This is a genomic window from Streptomyces sp. NPDC031670 (assembly GCF_055580545.1).
In genome coordinates this window covers 44746-65512 of the sequence record NZ_JBVILC010000031.1, presented here as the reverse complement: position 1 = coordinate 65512, position 20767 = coordinate 44746, and the positions used below count along the sequence as shown (strand labels likewise).

Sequence of the window (20767 nt, the reverse complement as noted above, 5' to 3'; positions counted from 1 at the left end):
AGTTCGTCGAGCATGTCCAGGGCGAGCTGCCACTTGGGCCGGTGGTGTTCGGCCTCGGGTATCCGGCAGGCCCGCCGGCGTGCCGCTGCCTCGGGCCCGTCCCAGGCGGCGGGCAGGTATAGCCGCCAGGACAACGGACACGCGGCGGTATCGGACGCGGCATGAACGCTTACACCGATCTGGCAGTTGCCGACCTTGCCCAGAGTGCCGGAGTACTGCCGGGCCACCCCGGGCGAACAACGGCCGCCCTTGGGGAAACCGGTGTCGTCCACCACCCACACCTGCGGCCGCACCGACGCCACCGCCCGCCATGCCAGCCGGGACTGCACGTCCTGGACCGGCCACGTCGAGGACGTCACGAACTGCGGCAACTGCTGATGATCGACACCAAGACGTTCCGCCATCGGCTGCATCGACTTCCTGCGGCCGTCCAGCAGCAGCCCCCGCAGATACAAGGCACCCTTCTCGCGCTGATCCCGCCGCACCAAGGGCGCGAACACCTCGGACGCGAACTCCTCCAGACGAATCCGAACCGCCGCAAGCTCCCCAGCCCTCATACAGCCAGCGAACTACCAGAGCCCCGACACGACAAGACCACCTAACAAAGCACTACTAGGCAGTGTCTTCAAATGATCTTGCCTGGTGGATCATGGTGGCGTGATACGTCGTCATGCCGAGTGGGAGTTCGTCCGACCGTTGTTGCCCGCGCCGTCGCGTGGGCGGAAGCGGCTGGACGACCGCCGGGTCCTGAATGGGATCGTGTGGAAGTTCCGGACCGGGACGGCCTGGCGGGACGTGCCCGAGCGCTACGGCCCATGGGCCACGCTCCATACCCGTCTCCGCAGGTGGGCGATGGACGGAACGTTCGACCGGATGCTCCGGGCCGCCCCGGCGAAAGCCGATGCGGCGGGCGACGTCGAATGGCTCGTCGCGGTCGACTCGACCGTCGTACGCGCCCACCAGCACACTGCCGGGGCCCGAAAAAGGGGGGGCTCCAAAACCCGGGGCCCGGCCGCTCCAGAGGCGGCCTGACCAGCAAGATCCACCTGGCCTGCGACGGCCGGGGCCGTCCCCTCGGATTCGTCGTCACCGGCGGCAACACCAACGACTGCACCCGGTTCACCGCCGTGATGGAAGCGATTCGGGTGCCGCGGAAAAACCCGGGACGGCCCCGCGTCCGGCCGGACCACCTCCTGGCCGACAAGGGCTACAGCTCGAAGGCGATCCGCGTCTGGCTGCGGCGCCGCGGCATCCCGCACACGATCCCGGAGCGGGCCGACCAGGTCCGCAACCGGGCCAGGCGCGGCAGCCGCGGAGGCCGCCTGCCGGCCTTCGACCGCGAGGCATATAAACGCCGCAACGTCGTGGAACGCTGCTTCACCCGCCTGAAGCAAGGGCGAGGGATCGCCACCCGGTACGACAAGACCGCCGAATCCTACGAAGCAGCCGTCACCCTCGCCTCACTCCTGCTGTGGGCGTGATATTTGACGACAGAACCTGGACCCGCGTTCTCCTCAGGTGGGACGCCTGACCGGTGCGAGCTGCCTGACCGGCCACAAGCATGCCGCGAGCGCCTCGGACGTACGGGAACAAGGACCTGAGGTCTTTGTTCCCGCACGTCCGGTGCACTACCCCTCTGGGGGAGGCAATGGGATCCCGCAACGTGCCTCCACCCCACGAAGGGGCGCATCGCATAGCGGTCTCGCCAACCGGTCCCATCGTGCTCGGTGAGAGGGCGTCTGGCTTTGTTCACGAGAACGGGGTCAGGCTCAGGTTCTGTGGACCGGCCACGCTGCGTCACCGATCGGCGCGTGGGGGCTGCGGCACCTGGAGCTCCCAGCTACGGTAACGGGCGCTTCAGGGGCGCGGTCATCCCAGAAGGCTGCGCGGTCAGCGTCGGCCGCCGCCGCCGCCGATGCGGCGGTCGTCGGCCAGTGCGGTAAGCGGGCCGAACTCGCAGGCAAGCTCGTTCCACGTCAGAACCTCGCCACAGCGGGCCGGGAACTCCTTCGGGTTGAACTCGGGCATGGTCCAGGTGCCAGTGCCCCGGTCCCGCAGCCACAGGTCCCCGTCACCGTCGACCACAGTCGGCGGGACCGGTACGGGTTCGGCCTGTTCGATGGGCTCCCAGGTGACCCGGCCGGGGTGGGAAACGCGGCGCAGCTCGGTGGTGGCCAGCCGCGCGGCCAAGTCACGGGTGGACTCTTCGGCGTCCTTGACCGACTCGAGCCGGAATGCGTCGTCAAGTACGGGCAGGGCTGGATTCTTGCTGCGCTTTGAACTCATACGCTGACTACCTCCGGTGGGGGGTGTCACATCCGTTATGGCACCCCGTAGAGGGACACGGTATCCGAGGCGGGAGCCCGGCCGACTACGACCACTGTCCAGATGGAGGTGCTGGCACACCGGGCGGTGGGGGCCAGGTGGTGAGCTGGTCCTGGACGTGGCGCAACCCGTGGAGGTAGCGCTCAGATATGGCGGTCCGGGTCTGAGAAGGTGAGGGCGGCGGGGGCGAGCGGGCGTCGGGCCGGGGCGGGTGCGGGCTCGGGCTCGCCGGGCGGCTGGCGGAAGTCGGCGCCCTGCTCGACCGGCACCAGCCGGCGCCCACCCGCCTGGGCGGGTAGGGGAGCGTCGGAAGCGGGCTCGGAGAAGGCGGGCAGCGAGAGCGGTCGACGGTCGGTCATGATCCCTAGTCTCCCAGGTCCGGCGTGCGGGTTGAGCCAGGCCGCTATCAGCGGTGACAGTGCCTGGCCCTGGCCCTGGCCCTGGCCCTGGCCAGCAGGGCCAGGCTGGTTGTTTCAGCTCCCCAGAACAGAGCGGTTAAGCCACTGCTACCGCCGGCGAACCGGCCCGGACCGTTGCGGCCGGGCGGCATTCTGGCGGGTGACCACGACCCCCGTATGAACCGGGTTCAGAAACCTCCACGCTCAGACCCTGACGCCGGCGCGTGCAGCCAAACCCGTCCGACCTGGCCCCGGCCGCCCACTCGGTTCAAGGAAAACAGCCGTTCGGCAACCCATCACGACATCTGGCGGCTCATCGCCTCCCGAGGCACACGACGCGGCGAAGGATGCGGCGTCCGCCGGGACGATCCCTCGGCCAAGGCTCGCTCGCCATCATCACCCACCTCGTTCAGGACGGCTGGGACAGCACTCAAATCCGCCTTGACGGCACTGCGCCCTGCAACGTGCTGTGGCAGGTGCGCACCGCAGCGAAATGAGGACACGTTCGCCGCTCCGGACATGGTCGTGGACGTCGGGGCATGCGTCAGCTGACCTGGAGACCGAGCGCAAGCGTCAACTCAAGGACGCGGTGCGGCGATGCGAGTTCCGGAAACAGCTCTCGCAGCTGTGACATCCGGTACCGGACGGTCTGGGGATGGACGAACAATGCCGTTGCCACCTCGTCCCGCCTGCCCTGGTGCAGCAGCCACGCCCGCAACGTCTCCTCCAGCCGCCGCGCGGTCGCGGCAGGCAAGGTCCGCAGGGGTGCGAGGGCCCGGGCACGCAGGTCTGCAAACGCGTCCGCGTCGGCGCTCAGTACCAGCTCGGGCAGGTGGTCCTCGGTGTCGCGGATGTCGGAGGAGAGGGAGCGCGCGCGTACGGCTCGTGCGTACGAGGCGGACGCACGAGTCCATGGCCGGGTCGGGCCGACCACGGCGGCGCGGTCGTTCAGCTGTCTCAGGAGATGTGCCCGGTCGGCATCGGGGACCAGCAGCACGCCCCAGGCGTCCGGCAGATCGTCGAGGACGAGCGTGTTGGGGTTGAGCGTGCGGTAAGCAGGCCGAGCCTGAGCGGCGGGCAGCAGCACCGCGGTCAGCGACACCGGAGGCTGCCACCCGGCCCGTTGCGCGGAGGCCCGCAGCACGTCCGGGCTCGCGTCGGCGAGGAGGTCGCGGGCCAGGTGTTCCAGGTGGCGCTCGTGGGCCCGGCCCTGGGCGGCCAGTTCGTCGGCGTGACCCGCGGCGCTCGCGGCGGAGAGCTCGTCGATGTAGGCGAAGGTCAGCTCGGCGAACTTGGCGACCTCGGCGGCGGGCAGCCCGGCGGGTACGGCACCCGTGGCCAGGCATCGCCAGGCCACGCGGGCGCCGACGCGGTAGGCGCTGAGCAGGGCGTCCATCGAACGGCCCTCGCGGACCTCGCCGCGGCCCAGCTCGTAGGCTGCGTCACCGGCGTCGCCGCCTGTGGCGTTGCCGCTCGCGAGGTCCAGGTAGTGCCCCAGGGCTGTACGTACGGCGCGGCGGATGATGCCGCCCATGCGGCCCGAAAGGGCGTTGGCATAGGGAGGAACCTCGTCGATGATCGCTTGGACGACCTCGTCGGCGGTGGTCTTCAGCGCGGCCCGCAGTGCGGTGACCGTTGTCTCATCCAGGGTCAGTTCGCTGGCTCTCCGGATTGCATGGTTCATGTTTTGTTTCCTGCGAACAATTCAGCCGAACAGATTTACGCTCTTCGGACAGGACTTTACGCCCTGAGGCGCATCAAGGTGGAGTCATGACGAGTGCAGCCCTCCGCGGCAGGGCGTGGAAACTTCTGGAGATGGTCACGACGCCGCTGCTGCCGTCGGACTACCTCGATCTGGTCAGCCCGCTGCGTGCGGGCGCTGAACTGCGCGGGCGCATCGAGGCCGTGCACCCCGAAACGGGTGACGCCGCGACCCTCGTGATCAGGCCGGGGCGGGGGTGGCGCGGCCACACGGCTGGTCAGTACGTGCGGATCGGGGTCGACGTCGACGGGGTACGCCTGTGGCGTGCCTACTCGCTCACCTCGCCGACGGACCGCCGGGACGGCCGCGTCACGATCACCGTGAAGGCGATCCCGGGCGGCAAGGTCAGCAACCACCTGGTCCGCCGGGCGAAACCGGGCACGCTGATCCAGCTCGACCAGGCGACCGGTGACTTCGTACTGCCGGAGGCCAAACCCGCCAAGGTCCTCTATCTGACGGCCGGCAGCGGCATCACGCCGGTGATGGGCATGCTGCGCGACACCCACTTCGACGACGTCGTCATGGTCCACTCCGCACCGCAGCCACAAGACGTGATCTTCCGCAACGATCTGCACGACCTGGCCGCGGACAAGAAGCTGCGCCTCACCGAGCTGCACACCGACACGGACGGCATGCTCGACATCGCCCGCCTCGATGAGCTCGTGCCCGACTGGGCCGAGCGGGAAACCTGGGCTTGCGGACCCGCGGGCCTGCTCGACACCGCCGAGGCGCACTGGATCCAGCACGGCGTCCAAAAGCGCCTGCACACCGAACGCTTCCGCCCCAGCATCGTCGTCTCCGGGGACAGCGGCGGCGAGGTCACATTCCGCACCACCGGCAAGACCGTCGACGCGGACGGCGCCACGCCGTTGCTGGACGTCGGCGAGGAGGCCGGCGTGCTCATGCCTTCCGGGTGTCGCATGGGCATCTGCTACGGCTGCGTCACACCGCTCAAGGCGGGGGCCGTCCGCGACCTGCGCACCGGCGAGATCACCGAAGCCGAGCCCGGTGTCCTCATCCAGACCTGCGTGTCCGCCGCGGCGGGCCCCTGCGACATCGAACGGTAGGAGCACCTTGACCGCCATCGACCCCACCGCCCACCTGACCGCGGAGCAGATCGAGGAGCTGGGCCGCGAGCTGGACGCGATCCGCGACGAGGTGATCGCAAGCCGCGGCGAGAAAGACGCCGCCTACATCCGCAAGGTCATCTCCGCGCAGCGCAAGCTCGAGCTGGCCAGCAGGGGCGTGCTGCTGTTCTCCATGTTCCCGCCCGCGTGGCTGCTCGGCACCGCCGGTCTGTCCGTGGCGAAGATCATGGACAACATGGAGATCGGCCACAACGTCCTGCACGGTCAGTGGGACTGGATGCGGGACCCGAAGATCCACTCCACCACCTGGGACTGGGATCACGTCTCGCCGGCCGAGCAGTGGAAGCACTCGCACAACGATCTGCACCACACGTACACCAACGTGATCGGCAAGGACAATGACCTCGGCTACGGCATCATGCGCGTGGACGAGGACCAGGAGTGGCACCCGCTCCACCTCGGCCAGCCGCTGTGGAACTTCCTCAACGCCTGCTTCTTCGAGTACGGCATCGCCGCCTACGACCTTGAGCTCGGCAACAACCTGGACAAGCACCGTCGCAAGGACCCGGAGTTCCGTGCGCGGGCCAAAGCCGTCGGCCGTAAGATCCGCAAGCAGGTGCTCAAGGACTACGTGATCCACCCACTGCTGTCGGGCCCCTCGTTCCTTAACACGCTCGCCGCCACGTTCACCGCGAACCTGGTCCGCAACCTCTGGTCCCACTCGGTGATCATGTGCGGGCACTTCCCCGAGGGCGTGCAGGTCTTCGAGCGCCGGTCGATCGAGGGCGAGACGCGCGGCCAGTGGTACCTGCGCCAGATGATGGGTTCGGCGAACATCAGCGGCAGCAAGGCCATGCACTTCATGACCGGCAACCTCTCGCACCAGATCGAGCACCACCTGTTCCCGGACCTGCCGAGCAACCGGTACGCCGAGGTCGCGGTGAAGGTGCGCGCGCTGTTCGAGAAGTACGAGCTGGAGTACGTCACCGGGCCGCTGCCCAAGCAGGTGTTCTCCGCGTGGCACAAGGTCTTCCGGCTCTCGCTGCCGAACAGGAAGCCCAAGGTCAGGACGCCGGACCGCGTGCAGGAGCTCGTCGCGGCCTGATTCCCGGTGCTGGTTCGGATCTTTCGGCCCTACCGCTTCATTCCCGGAGATTGAATCCGGGAGCAGCCAACTGCCGGACGCGACGGCAGGACCCCGATCTCCCGACTGCGGGTCCGAGGTCTTGGCTGGCTGGGTGGCCCGGCTCCGTCGTCTCGGACCTGTCCGGTACGGCTCCGGAAAGTTCCGACACCGCCGTCAGCTACGTGCGCGGGCCCTCATTCAACGACATCGCCGAGGAGTTCGCCGAACGGGGCGGCGGGTGGGAAGCGATCAGCTGGCCTGGTGGCACTTGCCTACCTCGCGGCCGAAACCGCCGACCCAGCGGCGGCGTTCCACCACCTTGACGAGGCGCAGTCGGTCGCCGAGAGCTGCGGTGCCAAGGCTGTGTTGGGGTGGATCGAGCAAGCCCGCACGCACATCCGTTCCTAGGCTCTGACTGAGAAGCGCTGGTCACAGCCATTCGTTGAGGACTGCGACCCGCACGGTCGCCTCGTAACGGACGGCGAGCTTGTCGTACCTCGTGGCCACGGCCCGGTGGCGCTTAAGGCGATTGCTCCCGCACTCGACGGCATGGCGCTCGCGGTAGTCGGTCTTGTCGAACTTAGGCGGCCGGCCGCATCGGGAGCCGAGTTTCTGGCGGTTGCGGACGCGGTCGGCTGGGACCGGGATGGTCGCCTTGATCCCGCGTCTTCGCAGGTAGGACCGGTTGTGGTGGGAGTCGTACGCCTTGTCGGCCCGCACCCGGTCCGGTCTGCTACGTGGCCGCCCAGCACCGAGCCGGGGCGCCCGGATCGCCTCCAGGACCGGCTCGAACTGCGGAGAATCACCTCGCTGACCGGCCGTGATCAACACGGACAACGGCTTCTGCCCTTACTCGACAGCGAGGTGGACCTTGGCGCTCAGCCCGCCCCGGGAGCGTCCGGGGCCGTGGTCGGCTGGATCGACGGCGATACCGCCGGGCGGCTCCTTTTGCAGATCCCCTTTTTTCGACGCCCCGGCGGCGTGCTGGTGGGCCCTGCAGATGGTGGAGTCGACGTTCACGTCCCAGGTGATCAAGCCCTTGGCGTCGGCCTGGGCCTGGAGCTGGGTGACGAGCTTGCCCCAGAAGCCATCGCGCTGCCAGCGCCGGAACAGGTCGTAGACCCGGTCCCAGGGTCCGTAGCTTTCCGGCACATCAGGCCAGGGAGCACCGGTCCGGGTCCGCCACCGTATGCCGTCTATCAACTGCCGTCGCGTCCACACCGGCGGCCGGCGGGGTTTGCCGCCCTGCGGCAGTAACGGCTCCAGCCGCGCCCACGGCCCTCACCCATCTGGGAGAGACCCGCCGCGCGTACGAAGCGCGGGCCGCCGCCCTCCAACTGTCACGGGCCCCGTCGCTCATGACCCGGGCGCTGATCGCGATCGACCAGGCGTCCTGCCTCGTCCATGACGGCGACCGGAAAGCCGCTGCGCACGTTGCTGCACAGGCGTACGGCGGGCTCCCGGCCTCCTATCGAAACGGTCTCACCAAAACCCGCGCCGTGGCCCTGTGCCAGGCCCTCCCGGACGACACCCCCGGCCGCGACAGCCTCTCCGAACTCTTGAACGTCGCCCAACCAATACCCATGGAGCTGGACTGCCGGCCAGGCGTACTCCTGCACTTGCGGCGGCCGAGCGCGCGAGACGACAGTCAACGAGGGGAGCGACGCGCACCGGGCTTTGGTGCTGTGGCCGGTGCCGAGGGTAGGGCGCCGGGCGTCTGGAGCCGTCGAATCTCCTGTTGGATGCGCCAGCTGAGGAGACGTGCGGGGTGTCGGGCGTCGCCGAGAGGACGACGGGCGCTTACGAGACGCCGGGACCAGGGCCGCCCCGGCGTTCTTTCCAGATCAGACCCGTCATGGCAGTCCGTCATGGGGCCGTCATGACCCCGTGAGAGCCAGATGGGCGGCCGGCCGTGAGGTGAGCCCGAATGAGATAATGGACGTATGTCAACTGCCTTGCGCCGCACCGCTGCTGTCATCGTCCTGCTCGCCGGAGCAGCCCTCGGTTTCTGGGTGGTCTTCGGGTCCCCGCATGGATGGGTGGGCGGCATGCGGCTGGCGAAGCTGTCCCTCGGACTGACGTCCATGGGCATGATCAGCGCCAGTGCCTGGCTGATGTTCCCCGGCTCCCCGGGCGATGACGACGACTCACCGCCCGCTCCCACGACGGGCCCGCTGGACGCCCTGTAGGCCGGCTGCCCTCGCCGCCTAGCCGCCTTACGACCTGGGGAGGAGAGGAACACCAAGCGCCGCCTGGACCGGACCGCCCACCGGCTGATCGCGCGCCGCTTCCGCTTCGACTTCACCCTCAACCCTGAACACATCGCCCGCGCGATGGACCTCATCGCCTGGCCCGCCACCGGCGCCTCTCCGAACCCCGCCGCGCCGGCTGCCGCCACCCGCTACCACGCCGAGCACGGCCACCTGCGCGTCCCCACCGGCTTCGAAGACGCCTACGGCTACCGCCTCGGCGCCTTCATCACCGGACAGCGCACCGCCTACCATCCAACACGCCCTCGACCCCGACTGGATCACCGAGCTCGAAGACCTCGGCATGGTCTGGGACGACCACGAAGGCGCCTGGCAAGCCAATATGGCCACCCTCGAAGCCTTCCACGAAGAACGCGGCCACCTCGCCATCCCCGCCACCGCCCCCGGCGGCCAGTTCCTCGTCAACTGCCGCGGCCTCGCCCGCAAGGACTCCTCGACCTCGACCGCGAAGCCGACCTCACCGCCCTCGACCCCACCTGGACGCTGCCGTACGGTCCCGACTGGCACCGCAAATACCACCTGCTGCGCCGCCACATCGAGGCCGGCAACGACCCTGCCACGCTGCACCGGGACACGGTGGTTGACGGTGTGAAGGCCGGGTCGTGGCTGCACCGCCAGTTCACCGCCTGGCCCCAGCTCGACCCAGGCCAGCGTGATCTCCTCACCCGCCTCGGCCTGACCCCCGACCACATCCCGCTCCCTGCACCGAAGACCGCCTCCCAGGCCACCGGTCCGCGCCGCCGCCGTTCCTTCGAGCAGCACGCGCTGCTGCTACGGGCTTTCGTGGAGCGGTACGGCCGCCAGCCCGGTGCCCGGGAGTGGATCGAGGCGGGCGGGGAGCGGGTGATGATCGGCCCGTGGTGGCGCAAGACCCGCACGAAGCAGACCGCCGGACAGTGCACCGGGGAGCAGTACAGGCTTGTTGCGGAGTTCCGCCCGCGCTCCGCCAGTTGCCTGAGTTCCCGAGCTCCGTAGTGTCGAATTATCCGTCGAACTCGCTCCCTTGCCTGACCGCCCGCGGGCACGAACTGTTCGAGCTGGCCGACGCGCTGCTGTGCGTGGACGGTCCGGTGACCTCGCCGGTTGACCTCCCGCTGGTGGCCGAGCACCGGCGTGGGCACGGCGCGATGTACGAGGCGTTGAACCACGGGTACGTGGACGTGCCCCGGCTGCGGCAGGTGCTGGCCGGTCTGCCGATGCCGCGGGCCGCCGACGGGCGCCTGGTCCTGGCGGTCGACGTCAGCAACTGGCTCCGCCCCGACGCGCCGACCAGCGCGGAGCGTCTGTTCTGCCACGTCTACGGCCGCAGCGGACGGTCCTCGGACCAGTTCGTGCCCGGCTGGCCGTACTCGTTCGTCGCCGCCCTCGAATCGGGCCGGACGTCCTGGTGCCAGCTGCTGGATGCCGTCCGTCTCGGGCCCGAGGACGACGTCGCCGAGGTCACCGCCACCCAGCTCCGCTGGTGTACGCCGACAGCCGCGACCACGTACCCGCCCACGACCGGATCCACCGCCCCTACGGCCTGTGCGGCCTGTCCGGCGTGCGCGTCACCGATCACGCCCGCCCGCAACTCCCGCTCCCTGGTGAGGTCACGCCGCATGGCTGCGTGATCCGTCCCGGCCTGGGAGCGCAGGAACCCCCGTTCCGGTCACGGTTGAGGTCCTTCCACCAGAACGGGAGCACCCCACCCCGGGGGTGCAGTGGGGACTCATGCCCCGGGGCGGGCAGTCCGGCTTTGATGACCTCCGTCCCCGCTTAGGGCATAACGGCGAAACCGGGCTGAACCTCGTCCACCGGACCCAACACCTCCACAGCGGGGCTCGGGAGGTGGGAGACGGCGTGCAGGATCTGCTCGCTGGTGACGTCATTGATGCAGCACGCGCCCGGCCCGTGTCCGTTGGATCCGGGAGATCAGCGCGTGGGACACCGATCCGGCCCTGCCGGTGGCCCGGGCCGCTGACCCGGGCCGGGTCGGGCAGCACGGTCTGAAGATCGTGATCGGCGTGTGCCACAGCTTCGAGATCCGCCGCAAGCCGGTGGGCAAGCGCATCAGGGGCGCCATCGTGCTGGCCGACGACCCCGGCGGACATCCGGCGGGTCGTCTGATGCGACCGCCTGCTCAGTCCTGCCTTCGCTCTCTCCCCGTAGAACGCCCAGTGGTCCCTGCCGTGAGGCAAATGACAAGGTCACAGTCCATTTTGGCAGCCGCGAACACGGCGGCAAGGCGCCTGATCAACAGCCCATGTCCATGGCAGTCTGCGAGCCATCAGCATGACTTGGAGCCGGAGGTACACCGCTCGTGGCGGCGAACAGCAACCCCACCGCCAGAAGACGCCGTCTGGGAGCCGAGCTGCGCCGGCTACGCCTGGCCAGTGGGCTGAAGACCACCGAAGTGGCCGAGCGCCTTATGGTCTCCCAGCCCAAGATCAGTCACCTGGAGAACGGCCGCCGCGCCATCAGCCCCCGTGATGTCCGCGATCTGTGCGCGGTCTACGGGGAGACAGACCCGCAGATCATCGACTCACTGATGCAGTTGGCCAAGGAATCCGGGCAACAGGGCTGGTGGCACGCTTACGGCGACATCCCGCAGAGCGTCTACGTGGCCCTGGAGACGGACGCCGTCTGCCTCCACACCTACGAATCGATGATGATCCCCGCTCTGCTGCAGACCCCGGCCTACGCAGACGCGGTCATCGCGGAAACGATCCCTCTGCTCAGTGTCGAAGAGGCCGGCACACGTCTGAAGGTGCGGCTGCGCCGGCAGCACCGGATCTACGACCCGGCCCGGCCGCTGCGACTGTGGGCGGTCCTGGACGAATCGGCACTGTGCCGTGTCGTCGGCAGCCCGGACGTCATGCGTGAACAGCTGGAGCACCTGAACGCACTTGGCACCGAGCCGCACATCACGGTGCAGGTCCTCCCCTACACGTCGGGCGCCCATCCGGGCATGACAGGACAGTTCTCCATCCTGAAGTTCGCCGACAGCTCCGCGGCCACGGTGGTGCATCTGGAGCGGTTCACCAGCGACCTTTATCTGGAGAAGCCATCCGACGTGCGGCACTACAGCATGCTGCACGACCACCTCCAGGCCCAGGCCCTCAGCCCCGACAGCAGCCGCGACTTCATCACCGACGTCACCAAGACGTACGTCAACACGGCACCCCGACCCTGAGGGCGGCTTGTGAAGTTCTGGGCGCCTCGCAGACGGTCTCGCCGTGGTGATGGGAGGATCGAGTCCAGGCCCGAGGGCCCAGGTGATCTCTTGGTGGAGTTGCTGACCGCCAACACCAAGACGATCAGTCGCGTTGAGCCTCGCGGGAAGTCGGCTGTCCGCTCCTGCGAGAACTTCTTCGAGTGATTCGCCTGGTCATGAGCGTGATTGCGGACCGCTTGGAGCAAGCCGCCAGGAAGCGGAATGTGAGGCCGGGCACGGGCGGGCCGAGGCGTGTTGCGGCACACCGGCACCCGGGTGCCGGCGGCGACGGCATGGCCCTGTGCATCGTGATCACGGCGAGCGCCGACGATCTGGGGCCGGGTCATCAGGTGGCCCGTGATGCCTGGTCCGGCCGCCTGATCACCCTGCGCTGCCCCGCCCTGCTGTGCAGGCGGCTCGTGTACGTCGACAGCCGCGACCACCTACCCTCCCACGACCGGATCTACCGCCCCTACGGACTGTGCCACCCGTCCGGGTGCGCGTCATCGACCGTGCTCGCCGTATCTCCCCCTCCCTGGTGAGGTCACGCCGCCTGGTGCGTGATCCGTCCCGGCCAGGGAGCGGGCAACGACCCCCGTCTCGGTACTGGCGCCGCGGCGACTGGGACGAGCTCCTGCACGCCCCCATCGGCGTCCCGGCCCCGGTTGCGGCGCTGCACAGCTACTTGAGCGCGTTCGGCCTGGTCTTCGGCTGCTTCGACTTCGCCCTTACTGGCGACGGCGACGAGGCGGAGGACTGGGTGTTCGTCGAGTGCAACCCCCACGGCCAGTGGGGCTGGCTGCCCGACGCCGGCGACATCACGACGGCGTTCGCCGACATCCTGAGCACGGAAGGCGGCGGAGCCCGATGATGCCCGCCGACCTGGAGACCGACGCCGCCCGGCTGCGTGAGGCGCTGGCCAAGGCCCTCGCCGACGACGGCGTCCTTGCCGATCCCGGCTGGCGCCAGGCGGTCGAGACGGTGCCCCGGCCGCCTTCGTGCCCGGTTCTACCTGCCGCCGACGAGCGCGACGGGCAGGGCCTGACGGTGTGCGAGGCAGTCACCACCGAGTTGGAGCTGCCCCGCGGACCTACGTGCGCTGGCCCCTGCTGTACCACGGGGAGATGGCCGTCGAGCTATGGAAGCCCGGCCTGCCCGCTCAGCCCTTTTTGTAGAGCCAGTAAGGGCCTCCTGTGGTGAGGCGCACGAATCCTAGCCGAGGTCATGGGCGCCGGGCGGGAGCGGGCCGGGGGCAGTCGGCCGAGGAGGCAACCGCACTTGCCTGGGTGACGGTGGCGGCCGTGAACCCGAAGCGGTCGACGAACGGACGGAAGAGGCCAGGAGCCCTTGCCACCAGCGCATGGGTCCGGCATGTGGTGATGGTTTGCGCGCGGCGTTCGATGCCGGAGACGATGCTGCGTACTGCCTTGTCGATCGTCGTCATGCGCCACAACCCGCGTTCGTTTCCGCCCCACAGAAGGCTACCGGCAGGGTCTGTGTGGATTGCGTCCATCATGGGGGTCTTGAAAAAGGTGTGGTGGGCCGTGCCGACGCCGATGCCCAGATGTCGTACCTCCATGCGGAGGCTGTTGCACAGCGCCCAGACTCCGGCCTTGGTAGCGGTGTAGGGGCCTTGGAGCGGGGAGTGTACGAAGGCAGCTATCGAGGAGATGCCAAGCAGATACCCGCGCTGCTGCTCGACGTGGGGCAGGGCGGTTTTGAACGTGCGCCAGACTCCATTCAGGTTGACATCCACAATGCGTTCGAAGGCATTGGGGTCGAGAACGGAGGTCGGGGCGATAGCACTCACACCCGCATTGGCGACGACGACGTCGATGCGGCCGAAGTATTCGGCGGCGCCGTCGACGGCCGAGCGGACGCTGTCGAGGTCGCGTACGTCGGCGTGGGCGGCCCAGGCCACCGCCGGGCCGCCGAGTGTGTCGACCTGGGTGGCGAGGGTGGTCGCGTCGAGGTCGAGGAGGGCGAGGTGGGCGCCTTTACGGCGTAGGGCGGTTGCGAGGGCTGAGCCGAGTCCGCCAGTGGAACCCGTGATGACGACGGTGTGTCCGGCGAGGTCGTAGAGAGGCATGGAGCCCTTTCACGGGATGGGGGTGCCGAGGACGACCTCGGTCTTTGTCGAGTGCGTCGGTCAGGGGCTGTTCGTTTTTACGCCTCAGGCGCCGCCACGCCGCCGCGTCCGCGCCGTGCTCCTGAGCTGCTCCAAGGCGTGCCGGGACAGTTCGATGCTCAGCTCGAGCGGCATCCGCTGCCCCAGAGGAGTGTCGTAGAGGAGACCAACTCCGGCGGCCGGAACCACCGGAACGGTTCCAGGGGGCTGGTTCCAGGCGAGGCCTCGTCGGGGTCGAAGGAGTGCCTGGGTCAGGCGGTGAGCAGGCGCTCGGCGAGGTTTTCACGGTTGGGAAGCGGGCTGGGGCTCTTCGAGGTGGCCGTATGGCGGGCGGGGTGCGGGAGGGGTCATGCCGGGGTTCCCTTCTGGGTTGCCGGTTCGAGGCTGGCGTCATGACGACGGGTGGAATGCGGGGTCTCGGGCCAGAGCCACTGCAGAGGTCGGGGAAGCCACCAGTTAGCCGCTCCGGCCAGTTGCATGACTGCGGGCACCAGGAGCGGCCGGATCACAATGGCGTCCAGGCACACCGAGAGGGCGACGGTGACGGCGATGCACTTCAGGTTGGCTACCGGGCTGGCCGCCAGTGCCAGAAGCACGATGAGCACCAGGGCGGCGGAGGCTGTGAACAGCGGCGCGGCGGCCTGGAGCCCTTCGGCGGTGGCACGGACTGTGTCACGAGCACGGCGGTGGGCCTCGCCGATGCGGGCCAGCAGGAGGACTTCGTAATCCATGGACAGCCCGAAGGCCAGGAAGAAGGCGATCGGCGGCACCATGAGGTTGGTGGTGCCGGTGGGCTGAAAGTCGCCCACCAGCCATCGCAGGTGCCCTTCTTGGAAAACGAAGACGATCGCTCCGAAGGTGGCCATCAGGCTGAGGAGGTTGAGCAGGAGGGCCTTGAGGGGGAGGAAGAGGCTGCGGGTGAATGCGAAAAGGAGGGCCAGCGTGGCTGCCGCGACGACGGCAAGGGCACCGGGGAGTCTTCGTGCGATGAGGGCTTGTGAGTCGAGAAATTCGGCGGTGGCCCCGCCGATGACGGCCCGGGTGGGGGCTGGCTGGTCTTGGAGGCGGTGGACGAGGGCGGCAGCCGGGGGTGTGTAAGGCGGTGCGGTGGCGCTGATAGCGATCCACGTGCCACCCGGGCCGGCAAACCGGTGTGCGCGGTCGCAGGCATCCGCCGCCCGCACTTTCGCTGGGGCGGTGCAAGGGCTGCCAATGGGCGAACCGGCGAGGTAGATGCCGGTGGCGGTCCGCAGCCCTTGCACGCCAGGGAGCGCGGAGAGGCGGCGGGCGTAGGCGTCGAGCTGGTCGGTGCGTGTGCGGTCGGCGGGCTGCCACCCCGGCAATACGACGTCGATCTCGGTACGCATGTGGGGGAAGCGCGCACGCAGGTCCTGTGCGGCTTCGACCGTTGGAGCGTCGCGGGGTAGGGCGCGTTCGTCGTGGGAACCGAAAGCGACGTGACGAAAGGGCAGAGCCATCAGAAGCAGGAGAGCGCCGGTGAGGACAAGAACACTCAAGGGGCGGCGCATCACCACAGTGGCTAGGCGGTACCAGCGGCCGGCGCCTCGCGGGTCGGTACGCCAGCGGGCGAGGCGGTCGCGGGAGGCGAGACGTTCCCCAAGGCAGGCAAGGGCGGCCGGGATGACCAGCAGGGAGGCGACGGCAGCGAGCAGGGCGACGCTGATGCCCGCGAGCGCGATGGAACGCAGGAAGTAGAGCGGGAAAAGCAGCAGGCCCAGCAGGGAGACGGCGACGGTGCCGGCGGAGACCGCGATGACACGCCCGGCGGCAGCGGTGGCGTATTCCAAGGCCTGCAGGTGGGGTAGCCCGGCAGCCGTTTCTTCGCGGTAGCGGGCGACGATGAACAGGCTGTAGTCCACCGCCAGGGCCAAGCCGACAGCGGTGGTGAGGCTGAGGGTGAAGGTGCTCACCGGGGTGAAGGCGGCGATACCGCGCAGGATGACTGCGGTGCCGATGATGGCTACGGCCCCGACGGCGAGGGGGAGGCAGGCGGCGAGGATGCTGCCGAAGACAAGGATGAGCAGCACAAGGGTGGCGGGCAGGGCCAGCACTTCCATGCGCAGTATGGCGCGTTCGCTGGCGCGCTCCACGGCGCGTGTGATCACCGCTTCGCCGGTTGCCTGGATACGCAGCGGGCCGCGGTAGCGGGAGGCGGTAGCCACCGCCGTTTCGGCAGCGACGCGTTGGGCGTGCTCATTCCCGCTGAGCCACAGGGCAATCAGGGCCGTGCGCTGGTCGGTGGAGCGCAGCAGCGGGTCTGGGGGCGGCGGTGGGAGCGCCGGTGTATCGGCCGGGCCGACGGGCCCGGTCCAGTACGAGTCGGCTCCGCGCACGCCCGGGATGCGGCGCAGGCGCTCCACGAGCCGAATGGCGGCCGCTCGGTTCGGAGCGCTGTCCACGGTGCCGGGGCCGGTGGCCTGAAGCAGGACGGGCGGGAGACCGCCGTGGTCGGAGCGGTTGAGCACAGCGCGGGCGAGTGCGGAGGAGGATTGGGGTGCGAGCCATCCGCCGTCGGCTAGGTGGCCAGCCACGCCGGAGGAGAGCAGTCCGCCGGTAAGGGTGAAGAGGAGGGCGGCGGTCAGGATGCCGCGGCGACGCCGGGCTGCCCAGCGCGCCAAGGCGGCCAGCGGTGCGGCGAGCAGGCCGCGGGGGAGCGGGGGGTCTTGGCGCATGTGAGATGGCTCCTCGCGGCGGGGCGGGTCAGTGGCTGGCCCGTGGGGGTGTCGGGGCGGTCGCCTGGTAACCGAGCCGGATCTGGGGCGCGCCGGGTGAGGTCGGTGATGCCACGGTCGTTGAGGAACTCCATGGTGGGCTTTGAGAAACGGGAGCCCGGCAGGGGGATTACCGGTCGGCCAGTGTGGATCATAGAGAAACTCCAATAGGCATCCGCGCCGCGAAAGGCCGAGCACTGGACTGACAAGGCTCTGCCGACAAGCCCCTCTGGGGGGAGAGGCGGTTGGGGGTCTGAGCCGTGTCGATGAGGTTCACCAGTACGGGTGACGGCACGTCACCTCATCGCGCGCGAGCCGATAGTGTCCGCGTTGTACCCCGTTGCCGCCGAGCGATTTGCTCGGCATCGGAGCTGAGGCGTCGCTGTCGTCCCTGGATGCCTTCCGTGCGCTGGCCCAGGCGCGCCCACTGTGAGGCAATCGGACGCCGCTACAGAGAAGGTCAGCCATGAGCATCTTGCCGTCTCAGCGGCCCAACGGGCGGTGTCTGCTTGACGTCGTGCTGGCGGTGGTGGCCGTGTACGGTGCTGACCGTCGGGGAGCCCCACACGGGCAGCCCGCGGCGCCGGTGCCGGGGAGCGCCTGGTGGCCTTCTTCGAAAACCAAGGCCATGCCGTGGTCGACCGCCGCCGTGACCCAGCACCTTGCCCCACGCGCAGGTGGTAGTCGCCGAACGCACCGCTATCGCCCACCTCGGTGCCGTCAAGATGTCATCAGCCTTGGCAGTGCCCCAGGGCAGTGGCGGAAATGAACTTGTTCACCGTGGAGGGCGACCGCACCACCGAGTTCGTCCGCTCGGCCGCAGCCCATGGCCCGACCGATGGGAGGGTGTACGTGCCGTGGCCCCTGCCTCACCACGGGGAAATGGCCGTGGAGTTGTGGAAGTCAGGTCTATCGTCCGCCCTTTCCAGGGGCTGGTCGACACCACGGAGCCATCCACGTCTGACGGCTTCCTCCAGCCAGTGTGAGCCCCCACTGTGCCCACCGCCTTCATCACCAGAGTCACCTTTGGCATGGGCCGGGCCTTCGCCGTCCGCCTGGCCGACAGCGGCTACGAGCTATGACCCGACGCTGGTGACCCGCACTGCCGCCGACTTCGATGAGGTCGCCGCGGCCCTGCGATGCCCGAGCCGGCGAGTGTGGGCATCGCAGCCGCGTATCCGGCCAACGCCACCTGTCGCGACCGCTTCGCAGCCCCCCTCATCGAGGACCGTGCACACCACGCCGTTCACGACGGCGTCGGCAGAGCGCATATCCCGCTCGTAGACCAACCGCCCACCGCCCCACACCCGCGATGGGTCATTCCGCATACCCTCCTGGGGGCTTGCAGGCAGGGCGCGCGTGCGTCACCGTGCCTCACTCCCGAACCCGCATCAACTCAGCCTTGCGCGTGGCCACTGCGCCAACGGCGACACCGCCACTGTCCACCGCCCTGAGGCGGCCACCGGCGGCCGTCCGCCGCCCCCGCGCGCGGGGTGCCGTCATTGAAGGAGCAAAACGCCGTGGCCCCCACCGCCCGAATGGCAACAGTGGACTGCCTCATGGCTTCCCTGCAGCAGCGGCACACCCCCATGACCGTGGTCGCATTTCTGCGCCTGTCCGGCCCCCCACTACCCCTGCCCACACTGGCGCACCGGGTGGAACAGGCTTGGCGCACGGTCCCCCGTCTGTGGCTACGCCCCCACGCCGACAACCAGGGGCAGCCACACCGGCCCTACCGCTGGTTGGCCCCCGACGGACACACCCCTCCCCAGCCAGTGGTCCACGAACTACTAGCCCCCGGCGACCATCTTGACGACGCCATCTCCCGGCTGCTCAGCCGAACCCTGCCTCTTCATCCCGGAGGGCCCCTGTGGGAGGTGCGGCTGCTCACGGAATCCGCGACACGGCAGCAGGCTGTGACGCTCAGCGCCCACCACGCCCTGCTCGACGGCCAATCCCTGGCCGTGCTCGTACGGTTGCTGTGCCACGGCCCCGCCGCTCTCTCTCCCGATTCCACGCCGGGCGCAGCCGTGCCCTTTCCCCTCTACCGCCCGCCAACCGGCGCACGGACGGTCGCGGAGATCCTGCGGAACATCGCCCGCCCTGCCCCCCGCCACCACCGCACCCTCCCGGCCGGAACCCTGCGCGTCGCCGCACGGGGCACGGTGTCAGGCCAGGCTGTAGCCGCCGCCCGCAGAGTACTCCCTCACTTGGCTGTCACGGTCAACGACGTGGTCCTCGCCGCGTTCACCGGCGCCCTGAGCACGATGCCCGAGGTGCTCGGGGACCGCCCCCGGCCGTCTGGTGTCTACGCCGCTGTTCCGGTCAGCATGCGCCCCGCCCGGGCCGCCGAGCATCACCTGGGTAACCTCGCCTTCCCGGTGCGGGTGCGCCTCCCCTTGGACGTCGAGGACCCCGTGGAAAGACTGCGCCTGGTACAGCAGGCCATGGCTCACCACAAGCAGCGGCGTACCGCGGTCGGCGCCGCACAGCTCATGACCTCCTTGTGCCGACTGGGGCCCGTGTCAGTAGATGCCTTGAGTGAACTGACCTTCGCCAACCCGTGGATGCGAGCAACTTCGTGCGCCAACGTCCGTCTATGCGAGGCGCCACTGCGGCTGGGACCTTGCCAGGTGGAGGAGTCCGCTCTCTTCTCCTGCCTACCGCCCCGGATGCCGCTGCTCGCAGTATTCACCACCTACGCGGACGCACACACGGTTGCTCTGACCGCCCATGACAGCCTACGTGCCCACCTGCCGCAGCTCGCCACTGCCTTCACCGACAGTGTGGAGACGCTCGCCACCCGCGCCCCCTAGCGGTGGTTTGTTGACGGCGGGTCGTGGCGGTAGTACGCCGGAAGTGAGAGTCTCACCTCGCCTACGTGAAGCTTGAGATGACGCGGTTGCCGGGCCCGCCCGTGCCCGGTCCGTTGGAAGGCTATGCCGCCCGTTTCGATGGGCTGTTCGGGATGCTGGCCCGGCGGCGTGCCGTGAGTAGCTCGCCGGGCTGCTGCTGCCGCGGGACCGGAACAACCCCTTGACCTGCCTGGCCGGGGCCGAGCCGGTGGTGGGTGCCCAGCATGCGGCGGTGTAGCGGCTGCAGTTCCTCCTTTCGGAGGCGACCTGGGACCACGAGCAGGCCAACGCGCTCCGTCTGGAGTTGCTGCTGGCGGATCCAGCCACGGCGCCTGATGTCGGGGTTGCGGCAGGTGGAGAGGAGTTGGTGTGGGCGGTGTGTTCGGCGGGGTGGATGTCAAGGCCCGCGTCGCGATCTTCCTACCGGGCCTCCGGGATACAAGTCGACCGGTAGCGAACCTACTTCACTCACGAGGGGAGGAACTTCATCTCATCACACTGCCCCAAGTGAAGGGCTGCGCTGGCGGCACCCTGGCAGCGTAGGGCCGCTCTCACTTCAGCGGGCGCTGGCGCGGCGACCCGTGTCTTACCCCTGCCTCAGATCAGACGCCACGGCAGGTAAGTGAGGTCTAAAATGCGGAAGTCGAGGATCGGCCCGACAGGCCGTGAGGAGGTTCTGCTGGTGCCCTCCAGGATGGGTCAAGAAGTTGCAAAGTGTCCTCAACGATGCAGCTCAGGAAGAGTGCTCCCCGCGCAGGGGGGGGGTGAACCGCTCGGGACGAGCTCGGCGCCGGCCGCGAGTCAGTGGTCCATGCGCAGGCGGGGTGATCCGGTCCAAGTTTTGCTGAGACGTAGGCGTACTTGTCGGTGTGTATATATTTACGACCCTG

At 69.0% G+C, this 20767-nt stretch carries 15 protein-coding genes and 4 pseudogenes; 12 read left to right on the top strand and 7 right to left on the bottom strand.

The features are described from left to right. Positions 1-557: IS701 family transposase (locus ACZ5ID_RS34505; RefSeq protein WP_468906060.1), on the bottom strand; the 557-nt coding region annotated here is incomplete at its 3' end. Between the two features lie 85 nt (positions 558-642). On the opposite strand from ACZ5ID_RS34505, the gene ACZ5ID_RS34500 reads away from it, so the two are divergent. Further along, positions 643-1481, top strand: a protein-coding gene (locus ACZ5ID_RS34500) for an IS5 family transposase (protein WP_468906058.1) whose coding sequence is annotated in 2 segments (ribosomal slippage) — positions 643-1009 and positions 1009-1481 — 840 coding nt in all. Because the reading frame shifts where the segments join, the coding sequence is not laid out codon by codon here. A gap of 409 nt (positions 1482-1890) precedes the next feature. Here the strand turns inward: ACZ5ID_RS34500 and ACZ5ID_RS34495 are convergent. From ACZ5ID_RS34495 to ACZ5ID_RS34485, 3 genes are all read right to left on the bottom strand, one after another. Continuing rightward, the gene (locus tag ACZ5ID_RS34495) at positions 1891-2286 is read right to left on the bottom strand and encodes a hypothetical protein (protein WP_468906055.1); all 396 of its coding nucleotides are present in this window, start codon (positions 2284-2286) and stop codon (positions 1891-1893) included. Between the two features lie 182 nt (positions 2287-2468). Continuing rightward, entirely contained in the window at positions 2469-2684 is a 216-nt protein-coding gene (locus ACZ5ID_RS34490; protein WP_468906052.1) for a hypothetical protein, read from the bottom strand. 583 nt (positions 2685-3267) lie between these two features. Further along, on the bottom strand, positions 3268-4407 hold the full coding sequence (locus ACZ5ID_RS34485) for a PucR family transcriptional regulator (RefSeq protein WP_468906050.1): 1140 nt from the start codon (positions 4405-4407) through the stop codon (positions 3268-3270). Between the two features lie 86 nt (positions 4408-4493). Between ACZ5ID_RS34485 and ACZ5ID_RS34480 the strand changes: the two genes are divergently transcribed. Next, positions 4494-5552, top strand: coding sequence for a ferredoxin reductase (locus ACZ5ID_RS34480; protein ID WP_468906048.1), 1059 nt, complete (start codon positions 4494-4496; stop codon positions 5550-5552). 7 nt (positions 5553-5559) lie between these two features. Then, positions 5560-6678, top strand: a complete 1119-nt coding sequence (locus ACZ5ID_RS34475; RefSeq protein ID WP_468906045.1) for a fatty acid desaturase family protein — start codon at positions 5560-5562, stop codon at positions 6676-6678. 450 nt (positions 6679-7128) lie between these two features. On the opposite strand, the pseudogene ACZ5ID_RS34470 reads toward ACZ5ID_RS34475, so the two are convergent. Continuing rightward, a pseudogene (locus ACZ5ID_RS34470) lies at positions 7129-7965 on the bottom strand (IS5 family transposase). A gap of 677 nt (positions 7966-8642) precedes the next feature. Here ACZ5ID_RS34470 and ACZ5ID_RS34465 point away from each other — a divergent pair. The 6 genes and pseudogenes from ACZ5ID_RS34465 to ACZ5ID_RS34440 all read left to right on the top strand — a co-directional run bounded on the left by ACZ5ID_RS34465 (position 8643) and on the right by ACZ5ID_RS34440 (position 13033). Next, on the top strand, positions 8643-8888 hold the full coding sequence (locus ACZ5ID_RS34465; RefSeq protein ID WP_468906044.1) for a hypothetical protein: 246 nt from the start codon (positions 8643-8645) through the stop codon (positions 8886-8888). A 144-nt stretch (positions 8889-9032) separates the two neighbouring features. After that, on the top strand, positions 9033-9944 hold the full coding sequence (locus tag ACZ5ID_RS34460; protein WP_468906042.1) for a helicase associated domain-containing protein: 912 nt from the start codon (positions 9033-9035) through the stop codon (positions 9942-9944). Next, a pseudogene (locus tag ACZ5ID_RS34455) lies at positions 9920-10429 on the top strand (transposase); the annotation flags it as partial. The gene ACZ5ID_RS34460 and the pseudogene ACZ5ID_RS34455, both read left to right, overlap by 25 nt. Before the next feature lie 839 nt (positions 10430-11268). Next, complete coding sequence (locus tag ACZ5ID_RS34450) at positions 11269-12141, top strand: helix-turn-helix domain-containing protein (protein ID WP_468906039.1); 873 nt, start codon at positions 11269-11271, stop codon at positions 12139-12141. Between the two features lie 314 nt (positions 12142-12455). Next, positions 12456-12704 (top strand): hypothetical protein, encoded by a 249-nt coding sequence (locus ACZ5ID_RS34445; RefSeq protein WP_468906037.1) that lies wholly within the window; start codon positions 12456-12458, stop codon positions 12702-12704. A 14-nt stretch (positions 12705-12718) separates the two neighbouring features. Next, the gene (locus ACZ5ID_RS34440) at positions 12719-13033 is read left to right on the top strand and encodes a hypothetical protein (protein ID WP_468906034.1); all 315 of its coding nucleotides are present in this window, start codon (positions 12719-12721) and stop codon (positions 13031-13033) included. 351 nt (positions 13034-13384) lie between these two features. Here ACZ5ID_RS34440 and ACZ5ID_RS34435 read toward each other — a convergent pair whose 3' ends face one another. Both ACZ5ID_RS34435 and ACZ5ID_RS34430 read right to left on the bottom strand, forming a co-directional pair. Further along, the gene (locus ACZ5ID_RS34435) at positions 13385-14251 is read right to left on the bottom strand and encodes an SDR family NAD(P)-dependent oxidoreductase (RefSeq protein WP_468906032.1); all 867 of its coding nucleotides are present in this window, start codon (positions 14249-14251) and stop codon (positions 13385-13387) included. Positions 14252-14637: 386 nt separating this feature from the next. Next, positions 14638-16983: an MMPL family transporter gene (locus ACZ5ID_RS34430; RefSeq protein ID WP_468906030.1), complete on the bottom strand. Its 2346-nt coding sequence runs from the start codon at positions 16981-16983 to the stop codon at positions 14638-14640. Between the two features lie 1577 nt (positions 16984-18560). On the opposite strand from ACZ5ID_RS34430, the pseudogene ACZ5ID_RS34425 reads away from it, so the two are divergent. The 3 genes and pseudogenes from ACZ5ID_RS34425 to ACZ5ID_RS34415 all read left to right on the top strand — a co-directional run. After that, a pseudogene (locus ACZ5ID_RS34425) lies at positions 18561-19142 on the top strand (wax ester/triacylglycerol synthase domain-containing protein); the annotation flags it as partial. A gap of 90 nt (positions 19143-19232) precedes the next feature. Beyond that, positions 19233-19838 carry a WS/DGAT domain-containing protein gene (locus ACZ5ID_RS34420; protein WP_468906066.1) on the top strand — a complete coding sequence of 202 codons (606 nt, stop codon included), beginning with the start codon at positions 19233-19235 and terminating at the stop codon, positions 19836-19838. Positions 19839-19915: 77 nt separating this feature from the next. Then, positions 19916-20220: pseudogene (locus tag ACZ5ID_RS34415) on the top strand (IS701 family transposase); the annotation flags it as partial. Positions 20221-20767: the final 547 nt, after the last annotated feature.